The following is a 9,801-nucleotide window of genomic DNA, read 5'->3' on the forward strand; positions in this document are numbered from 1 at the left end:
TCCAAAGTTCTCCTTTCATATTCACACCACCTATTATTTTTTATTCTTTAGGTAGTGTTCCCTCTTTGATTAAGAACTCTGTACTTTTTGATTACCTTTTATCTGTATTTTATCATTGTCCTTTACACATTTATATTATCATTTTATTATCTAACTTTTGAATTACTTTTTTCTGGTCTATTGTCAATCCTTCTATTAACCATCTATACTGCTGAGGACTAATTTCTCTAACATCTTCTGTAGTTCTTGGCCACTGAAAAACGCCATTTTCAAGTCGCTTGTATAAAAGAAGAAATCCGTCTCCTTCCCAAAGTATAGCTTTCATTCTATCTCTTTTCCCTCCACAAAAAAGGAACAATGCATTCTCAAATGGATTAAGTTTAAAGTTTTGGGATACTATCTGTGAGAGACCATCTATTGATTTTCTCATATCAGTTTTCCCACAGGCAATGTATATTTTTATATCATCAGGGAATTTTACTTTCATAGAACTCTAATTAAGTTAAGCAATTCTCCCAATGTATTTGGATCCGCCCCATTTAGAACTTCAATTTCATTTCCATTTGAACGAAGAATGGCACAAGTACCTTGGTTGTTAGGTTTAAATTCAGTGATGCTTGGTTTTACCTCCACAAATTGGGTTTTTCCTGTAACTGCCAGCGTCCCAGCTTTAATTAGAGATTCTTCTCTAATGACCCTCTGCCAATAGTAGAATTTACTTTTTGAAATATCATTCTCTCCGCACCATTGGCTAATGGATCGGCCACTTTGACTATGTTTTTTAATGATTTCAATCCATTGTGATCTTAGGATTTCATGCTTTGTGGTTTTCATAGTAGTAATATTAATCATCCTCCCTACACTTCTAATGTTGGCAAAATTATTTTGTGAACATTAAAAGTACCTTGTAGAGAATATTATCTCATGTTGTATAATACTTTTAAATCCATGAGATTATTAACCGCTTACGAAACAATATCTTTTAATTGACGAAAAAATTGAGGTTTCAATATTAGAAGAAATACTAGATTTTTTTATTAAAAAGAAAGATGAAGAAAATATAGAATTTGTGAATGGGAAAGGTAAAAGAAAAACTGAAATTCAAAGAATAGTAGAAAGTATTGAAGAATATATAGAAAAGCAGAATAAGTACGACGAATACAATGCTACATTTGATGGAAGAAATAGTTTTTCTAAAATAGATAAAGATGCTACATTTATGCATATGAAAGAAGATCATATGAGAAATTCACAATTGAAGCCAGGATACAATATGCAAATTGGAGTAGAAGGAGAATATATAGTAGGAGTAGATATTTCTAGTGAAAGATCTGACCAGCTGACATTTATTCCATTCTTAGAAAAACTTAATGAAAACCTAGCTGAAAAATATGAAAATGTAGTAGCAGATGCAGGATATGAAAGTGAAGAAAATTATGTTTACTTAGATAATAGTGAACAAAATTCATTTATAAAACCTCAATCATATGAAACAATGAAGAAAAGTAGTTTTAAATCCAATATAAGCAAACGAGAAAACATGGAATATAATAGTGAAAAAGATGAGTATCTTTGTCATAATAATAAAAGATTAAAATTTACTCATAAGATAAAAAGAAAATCAAAATCTGGATATGAGTCTGAAGTCAAGGTATATGAATGCGAAAGTTGTGATAGTTGCCAGTATAAATCTAAATGCACAAAAGCTAAAGGAAATAGGCAATTACAAGTTTCTGAGAAATTTATAGAAATGAGAAATAAATCTTTATCCAATATAACAAGTAAAGAGGGTATTTTGTTAAGAATGAACCGCTCAATTCAAGTTGAGGGTGCGTTTGGAGTATTAAAAGAGGATTATGGATTTAGAAGATTCCTAACTCGTGGGAAGAAGAACGTAAAAACTGAATTTATGCTCCTTTGCTTTGGATATGATATCAATAAGCTGCATAGTAAGATTCAAAATAACAAATGTGGTGTATCGTTTTATATGAAAGATGTAGCTTAAATTATTAAAATTTGATATTCATACTAAGAGATTTAACAAATCTCTATTTAAATATACCCAAAAATCAAAGCCATTAAAATTTTATTGTTTAAAACATTCAAATTTTAATGGCTTGCTTTAATTCAAATAGAAAAGGGGCTACCTTTTCAAATGGTTTTTTAAATCATTTTGAGACAGCCCCTTTTATTATCTAAATATGAGTTTAGTAATTGTAAGCATTTCATTATGTTGAAGCCTTATTTATTTTTTCTTAAAAAATAATAATATTATATTGAGCATAACAGCTGAAATTATCTCTCTTGCTATATTAAAAATCTTAATATTTATTTTCGATAAGTAGTTCCCAGTAAATACACCTAATATAACTGCAGTTATGGTAATCATTTGAAGTTTTATTCTATATTTTAAGATAAAATAGTCTTTAGTTTTTATTCCTTTCATAAATAGAGGTATATCAAAGATTATACTTATCAATACATAAATTAAGGATATTTTTAAATATTCCATATTACATATTTATGATCAAGCTACCATCATCATAAGATGTCCCTAGATATCCACCACTCTCATCATAAAAATAAGTGGTGCTATCATAATCATAACGAGGATAACGATATTTCCACCTTACAGTGGATTCGTAATATACTGTTTTCACATTTCTCATAACAATTTTTTCTGCTATTGTTCCAAGATAAGTACCTACGGCTCCGCCTGATATTGGCATACCGAGAGCACTACCAATGAGTCCTCCTATGAGCGTTCCCAATGCTTGAATTGTAGCAGATATAGTTGCATTTCCGATATAAGAGTCACCACTTCTTTTGGTAGTATGCCAATCATCATAAGCATTTATTCTTATACTTCCTTTTCCATTTTCTTCATTATAATTCAAGTCAAAACAATCAGATATATCATATGTTTCATATACCGTAATTCCATTTTCCGTAATTACTCTCAATATGCTATCATCTGAAATCTTTGATTCTATATATTTTTTATGCTCAAATTCATTTGTTTCTATATTTAGTTTATAAAAGTTAGATTCTACATTTTTTAAGTCCTCTGTCATATGCTCTACTATTTTATATAATCCATCATCTGTTTTTTGAGTATAAATCAAATTATAAATATCATCATTTAATATAGTGATATCTTTATTACTATATACTTCTATTTCTTGTGCGGTAGTAGATATAGGAACTAAAATAATAACCATTGCCAATATCAATGTAATAAATCTTTTGTTCTTCATTATAATATCCCCCCAGAATTTTATATTATTAGCTCGTTGCAGAATTCTATAACTCATATTAATACTATCTTTTCATATATTGAAATGGCTGGATTTTCCACATTTCTGTGTATATATTCATTGACAAGATGTATATAACTCAAAGAAAAAAAGAAAGGAAAATCTTATCCCAGTTTCAGCTAAATAATTAAACCTTTGTAATATTTATATTAGTTTTGATAAGTTTTACAATTAAAATGAAAGTAACTTACTTGACTTGCTAAACCAATTTACTAATATCAGTGATTTATTCCTTTTTATTTCTTGAATATATGTTATCATATGTTATCTGATTCTATTCTTAAGAATATTTTATCTATACCTTTTATTGACCTATTAATTTCTTTACTACATATATCGGCAGAAATGCGTAAGTCCTGTGGATTATTGATGGTACCTGATAAATCTTAATTTTCTATATTCAAGTTGAATCTTTTGATAATTTTAACGATTTATTTAACAATCTAGTTAATGTAACTGAAGAAATTTCTAAAAAAATTAATCTATTTTCAGCCTCTATTTTAATTACTGATATTACTGGGATTGAAGTTTATGTTACTGAGAATAATCCTAAGTTGCATCAATCTTAGCCTAAAAAAGCTAGAACATATACCAAGTTATTTGCTAAGAATAATTCTCATTCAACCTTTGATGTCGAAAAATATGCTCAAAGTCAAATGTCTAAATTAGCTTCTTCTGACTCTAATACAGATAACAATGGTAGCACATTTCACCAGACTTATCAGTTCGACCATATATTGTTTCTATACCCTGATAAATATCATCATAACAATGCTCACAAATTATCCCCGTAGAAAATCTTGCTTTTAGATTTTGAAACAGATTATTCGTGGATTTTACTGAGGGATTTCTTTGAAATGCTGGATCAAGTGACCTTGCATCAGAAGTAATACTGAAGATAAAAATAATTGACTATCCACACTCTATTCACCTCCGATTAATATCCATTAAATTAGTATAATTTGTTATGGAATAAAACTTATAATTAGAGTAATTTTAGATTTACAGGATATTATGATTTTCTTAATTACCATAATATTGACAGGGACATAACAAACTAATTTAAGTACATTGTATTATATGTACAAGTATATATCAATGTGTTTTTTCCGATATTATCTCCTATTTTTCGACATAAGCTTTTAGTGAAATATTAATGGATTATAAAGTATAGAGTTTAATTATAATTATCTACTTTACAATTTATAATAATAAATGGCAAGTTGTGTTCTATCCCTTAGGGATAGCTTTTCTAACATATTGGATATATAATTTCGTACAGTTCCTTCACTTAAAAATAACTTTTCAGCAATTTCCTTATTATTTAATCCCTCTGCAACTAAAAGTAAAATATCAAATTCCCTATCTGTTAAATCTATATCTATACTTTTTTTAGAATATTTTTGTATATTAGGGACTATCTTTGAATCGAAAACATGATTACCAGAGTGAACTGCATTTATGGCAGGGATAATCCCCCCAATATTTTGTTTTAATATATAACCCTTACAACCTAGAGAAATAGCAGATGATATATATTCATCATCTTGAAACGTAGTGATTAAGAGTATTTTAGCATTGGGATCTAGGTTCAATATTTTTTCAGTTGCTTCTATTCCATTCATTTTCTCCATTCGTATATCCATAAGAATTAAGTCTGGTCTATGTATTTCATAAAGTTTTACAGCCTCTATACCATCATGTCCCACAGCTAGCACCTCTATTCCACTGGCACTTACGATGGTTTTCAATGAATTCACTACTAAATAATCATCATCTATAATTATAACTTTCATCTAATCACCCTTTCATTAAAGTTAGGTGTATTTTAAATCCATTGTCAAATTCATAGTTTAAAAATCCCTTATATTTACTAGTTATTTCTTTCATGGAAAGTAAGCCAATTCCTTTATTATATAAGTTCTCGTTGTGATCAAATCTGTTGCCATTATCTTTTATTATAATAGAATAAAACTTAGGCTGACTCAAAAGACTTATACTAAGTTCTGTGGAATTAGAGTGTTTCACACAATTAGTAATGGCTTCCCTTACAATAGACAAAATATCAAATTTTAAATCATAGCTTAGATCGTTTTCAAGTTTATACATAAGTTTAACTTCTATATTAGGTATCTCTTTACAGAGGTTTTCTATTTTATTTTCTAAATCAAGAGATTCATTATATAAATTATGAATACTATTTCTAATATCATTCATTCCATTATTTAAAGTATCTTGAAGTAGATTTAAATTTCCCATCATTTCATCATTGGAGATTATTTTCAAGGCTTCAACTTGTAAAATACTGCTGCTTATGGCATGACCTATGGAATCATGAAGTTCCCTTGCAATACGATTTCTTTCTGTAAGTATGGCAATATGTATATTCTTTTCTCTATCTATTTTTAATTGTTCATTATATTTTTTTAAATAGATAGCGTCCTCTTTTAGTTCATCTCGTACTATTTTATTCTGATTTAAAAATGCAGTGAAATTATTTGTCATAGTTGAAAGATAAACTGATATGGAAGATACTGCTAGATTCATGAATGAAAAGTCTAGTAAGATTAAAGGAAATATGAGAAAAACATATAGATTAAAATCTAAATACATATTATACAGAATCAAAGGCAGATAGTATATAAATAAATGGTCATAAGTATAAAGTATTAGAAAGCTAAAATAAAGAATATTTCGTATTTTTCTAGACTTACACAAGTCTAATACTAAAGAAACAATTAAGGAAATAAGGAAGTATAATGCTAAATCTCTTGTTGAATTTATTTTATATGTATTATATAAACAAAAAAGAACTATAAATGATTTTTCTATAAATTTTCTCATAAAAATTCCCTTCTTTATTAAGGTTTCTGAAACAATTAATACTCTCTATATTTCAATTATACTAATATTCATTATATTATACAATTTATAACCAATAGGAAAGTTTTAATTTTTATAATATGACAAATGTCATACTATATTGTGATTCTAGACACTACAATGAAAAGTTGTAAATTCATATAATTAAATTAAGATGAAATATGGGGGGATTTATATGGTAGTAAAAGTAAAGAGTTTGGTAAAGAGATATAAGGAATTAATTGCCCTTGAGCATTTTGATATGGAAGTTGAAGAAGGGGAGATATTGGGACTTTTAGGTCCTAATGGCTGTGGCAAGACTACAGCAATAAACTGTATTCTATCATTATTGAGTTTTGATAAAGGTGAAATAGAGATATTTGGAAAGAAGATGACACCAAACTCCTATGATATTAAAAAGCAAATAGGAGTAGTTCCTCAAGAAGTTTCAGTTTTTGAAAATTTAACAGTAAGAGAAAATATAGATTATTTTTGTGGACTTTATGTAGGCAATAAGGCTATTAGAAAAGAATATGTAGAAGAAGCCATAGACTTTGTAGGATTAAAGGAATATACTAAATTTTATCCTAAAAAATTAAGTGGAGGACTTAAAAGAAGACTGAATATTGCTTGCGGAATAGTTCACAAGCCTAAATTAATTTTTTTAGATGAACCTACAGTTGCAGTAGATGCCCAAAGCAGAAACTTTATATTAGATGGAATAAAGAAATTAAATCAAGAAGGAAGTACTATTATATACACTACTCATTATTTAGAAGAAGCAGAAATGCTTTGTAAGAGAATTATAATCATGGATAATGGCAAAAATTTGGTTTCAGGAACTAATGAGGAGTTAAAGGCTATGATAACAACCACTGAAAAAATAGTAGTTGGCTTCTCATCTATTGAAGATAAAGAGATTCAGAAGATCAAAAATATTCCTCATGTAATAGATATAGAAAAAAGAGAAGATGATTATATAATAAAGTTTGAAAATGGACTAAATAATTTATCAAATCTATTGGAATTTATAAAAGAAAATAACCTTACCTATACAAAATTATATAGCCAGTTACCAACACTAAATGATGTATTTTTAGAGTTAACAGGGAAGGAGCTTAGGGATTGATATGAAAAGTATATTTAGAAATTGTATGTATCAAGGAAAAAACTTATATAGAGACAAATCTTTTCTTTTCTGGACTTTAATATATCCAATTATAATGGCAATATTTTTCTATACAGCCTTTAATGGAATGATAAATATACAATTAGAAAATATTGATATAGGAATAAGTTCTGAAAATCCTATTGCATTTATATTGGAAGAAATTGAAATAGTGAAGGTTCATAAAATCTTAGAGGATGAAATAAATGAAAAATTAGAGAATGAAGAAATTCAAGGATTTGTAGACAATGATTTAAATCTATTAGTGAAAAAATCAGGGGTAAATCAGACTATAATCAAAGAAATATTGGATCAGATTAAACAGATGGGAAGTTTAAATGTGCCTATGGAAAAATTTGATTTTACAGTAAACTATATTTCAAAAACAAATCAAAAAGCAGATGTTGTAATTATAATATTCTATTCACTAATTGCAATGGTTTCTGCATATGGAATTTTTCCTGGAATTGTAACAGTGATTTTGATTCAAGCAAATCTGACTAATGTAGGCAAGAGAATAAATATAACACCTCTCAGAAAGAACGAATTTCTATTGGCAGGTATTATAGTCTCATTAATCTTAAATTTGCTTTCAAACGGTCTATTATTGATTTTTATAAAATATATCTTAAAAATTAATTTGTTTACGGAGATAAAGTACAGTACAGTGTTTATAATAATGGGAAACTTATTTGGAGTAGCCCTTGGAATGTTTATTGGAGCTTCCAATAAACAAAATGAAAATACGAAAACAATTATAGGGATTATGATTACTTTAGTTTTATCGGCTTTATCGGGAATGATGTCACCTAATATAAAGATTGAGCTTGATAAAAGTATTCCAGTATTAGGAAGGATAAATCCAATCGCCATAATAACTAATAATCTTTATAGGATAAATCTGTTAGGAAGCACTAAAAGTGTAAGTGAAGGCATCATTGTCTTATCAATTTATTGTGTAGCTTTAATCAGTATATCCTATGTATTTTTAAGGAGGAAGACCTATGACAGTATATAAGTATTTCATTAAAATAGCACTAAAAAACAAGGGTGTTATTCTCTCATATACTATAATATTCTTTATTCTATCAATATTAAATGGTAGTAGCAATGCTCAAAGGGAAATCAGCTTCACAGAAACAAAGTTTATTATTGGAATAGTTGATAACAGCAATAGTGAAATATCTAGGAACTTAACAGATTATCTAGGAAAGAAGAATAAAATAACATTCATGGATGCAGATGAAGATTATATTAAGGAGCAGGTGTTTCTTCAAGTAGTAGATGCAGTAATCATCATTCCAGAGGATTTTAATGAAAGGATAGTGAATAAAAAAAATGCTATTGAATTATTTAGAGATGATAGGAATATAGCATCTTATCAAATTGAAAATCAAATCAATAAATTTATTTCCTTTGCCAATGCAACTTATGAAAATGGAGAGTTTGATTTACTCAATGTAGGTTCAGCCTTAGATAAAAGCGTAGATGTAAATCTAATTGAATCTGAAGATAATGTAAATCAAAAAGTAAATACGTGGTTTAAATTTTACTTCAATTTTGTCTCATATATAATAATGGCTTTATATATTGCTGTAATAGGATATGTTATGACGGAGTTTATAGATGAAGAAATTGAAAATAGAAGAAAGGTATCTTCAATAAGGTTTTTGAAGTTCAATAAGGAAATATATCTAGGACAATTGACTATAGCTTCACTTATAACTATGATATTTATTATGGGAAGTATGATTTTAAGGGGAAAATATATTGGTGAAGTAGATTTCCTAAAATATGTAGTCAATACAATAGTATTTTCATTTTCAGCTTTATGCCTTGTATTTTTAATCAATAATATAACACATAATAAATATATTATATCTGGTGTAAGTACAGTACTGTCTCTTGGAACTTCATTTATATCAGGAGTAATGGTACCTCAGCAATTTTTAGGAGAAAAGGTATTGACAATAGCCAAGTTTTTCCCGACATATTACTTTGTAAAGATAAATGAAATGAATATAAATTCATTCTTAGATGTAAAATATGAAATCTTTATGCAGCTACTATTTGCCATAGTATTTTTATTAATGGGACTATATTTTTCCAAAACAAAGCAAAAGGTATAGTGTAATTTGAAAATTTGTGTTAAGAAATAAAGTAAATCCTTATAAACATTGTTTATAAGGATTTACTTTATTTTAAACTTAGTATATTATCTAAACAAATCATAATAAATCTAAATAAAATATCTAAAATTTATAGCAATTTAGTTAAAGAAATATCCTACTCCTGCTATTTAGGGAATCCAAATATTCTGGATTTGTTCTGATATGAGACAATACATTTGTGACAAGTAAATATGAAAAAAGGAAAGACCTCTGATATAATGTTGTTTACCATAACAAACAAAAATCGGAGGGATCTTTCCTTATGAAAACAATTATAACAGAA

General features: G+C 27.6%; 9 protein-coding genes and 1 pseudogene. 4 read left to right on the forward strand and 6 right to left on the reverse strand.

Going from position 1 to position 9,801, the window contains the following annotated elements:
* Window positions 1-130: 130 nt before the first annotated feature.
* Both tnpB and tnpA read right to left on the reverse strand, forming a co-directional pair.
* The gene (tnpB, locus tag FYJ83_RS18715; protein ID WP_154443011.1) at window positions 131-487 is read right to left on the reverse strand and encodes an IS66 family insertion sequence element accessory protein TnpB; all 357 of its coding nucleotides are present in this window, start codon (window positions 485-487) and stop codon (window positions 131-133) included.
* Window positions 484-834, reverse strand: coding sequence for an IS66 family insertion sequence element accessory protein TnpA (gene tnpA / locus FYJ83_RS18720; RefSeq protein WP_154443012.1), 351 nt, complete (start codon window positions 832-834; stop codon window positions 484-486). The genes tnpB and tnpA overlap by 4 nt, the downstream gene beginning before the upstream one ends.
* 145 nt (window positions 835-979) lie before the next feature.
* Here tnpA and FYJ83_RS18725 point away from each other — a divergent pair.
* Window positions 980-2,005: pseudogene (locus FYJ83_RS18725) on the forward strand (transposase); the annotation flags it as partial.
* Window positions 2,006-2,245: 240 nt separating this feature from the next.
* Here FYJ83_RS18725 and FYJ83_RS19780 read toward each other — a convergent pair.
* The 4 genes from FYJ83_RS19780 to FYJ83_RS18740 form a co-directional block, all read right to left on the reverse strand.
* A complete protein-coding gene (locus FYJ83_RS19780; RefSeq protein WP_195838065.1) occupies window positions 2,246-2,446 on the reverse strand; it encodes a hypothetical protein in 201 nt (66 codons plus the stop codon).
* A 67-nt stretch (window positions 2,447-2,513) separates the two neighbouring features.
* Window positions 2,514-3,257 (reverse strand): hypothetical protein, encoded by a 744-nt coding sequence (locus tag FYJ83_RS18730; RefSeq protein WP_154443014.1) that lies wholly within the window; start codon window positions 3,255-3,257, stop codon window positions 2,514-2,516.
* A gap of 1,256 nt (window positions 3,258-4,513) precedes the next feature.
* Entirely contained in the window at window positions 4,514-5,113 is a 600-nt protein-coding gene (locus tag FYJ83_RS18735; RefSeq protein ID WP_154443015.1) for a response regulator transcription factor, read from the reverse strand.
* Window positions 5,114-5,117: 4 nt separating this feature from the next.
* Window positions 5,118-5,864 carry a sensor histidine kinase gene (locus tag FYJ83_RS18740; RefSeq protein ID WP_195838066.1) on the reverse strand — a complete coding sequence of 249 codons (747 nt, stop codon included), beginning with the start codon at window positions 5,862-5,864 and terminating at the stop codon, window positions 5,118-5,120.
* Window positions 5,865-6,375: 511 nt separating this feature from the next.
* Between FYJ83_RS18740 and FYJ83_RS18745 the strand changes: the two genes are divergently transcribed.
* From FYJ83_RS18745 to FYJ83_RS18755, 3 genes are read left to right on the forward strand one after another with little or no spacing between them, the layout of a single operon-like run.
* Window positions 6,376-7,308, forward strand: a complete 933-nt coding sequence (locus tag FYJ83_RS18745; RefSeq protein ID WP_154443017.1) for an ABC transporter ATP-binding protein — start codon at window positions 6,376-6,378, stop codon at window positions 7,306-7,308.
* A 1-nt stretch (window position 7,309) separates the two neighbouring features.
* Entirely contained in the window at window positions 7,310-8,365 is a 1,056-nt protein-coding gene (locus FYJ83_RS18750) for an ABC transporter permease (RefSeq protein ID WP_154443018.1), read from the forward strand.
* Window positions 8,352-9,476 (forward strand): ABC transporter permease, encoded by a 1,125-nt coding sequence (locus FYJ83_RS18755; protein ID WP_154443019.1) that lies wholly within the window; start codon window positions 8,352-8,354, stop codon window positions 9,474-9,476. Before FYJ83_RS18750 ends, FYJ83_RS18755 begins: the two co-directional genes overlap by 14 nt.
* Window positions 9,477-9,801 lie beyond the last annotated feature (325 nt).

Origin of the sequence: Tissierella pigra (assembly GCF_009695605.1) — a bacterium.
Classification (GTDB): Bacteria; Bacillota; Clostridia; order Tissierellales; family Tissierellaceae; genus Tissierella; species Tissierella pigra.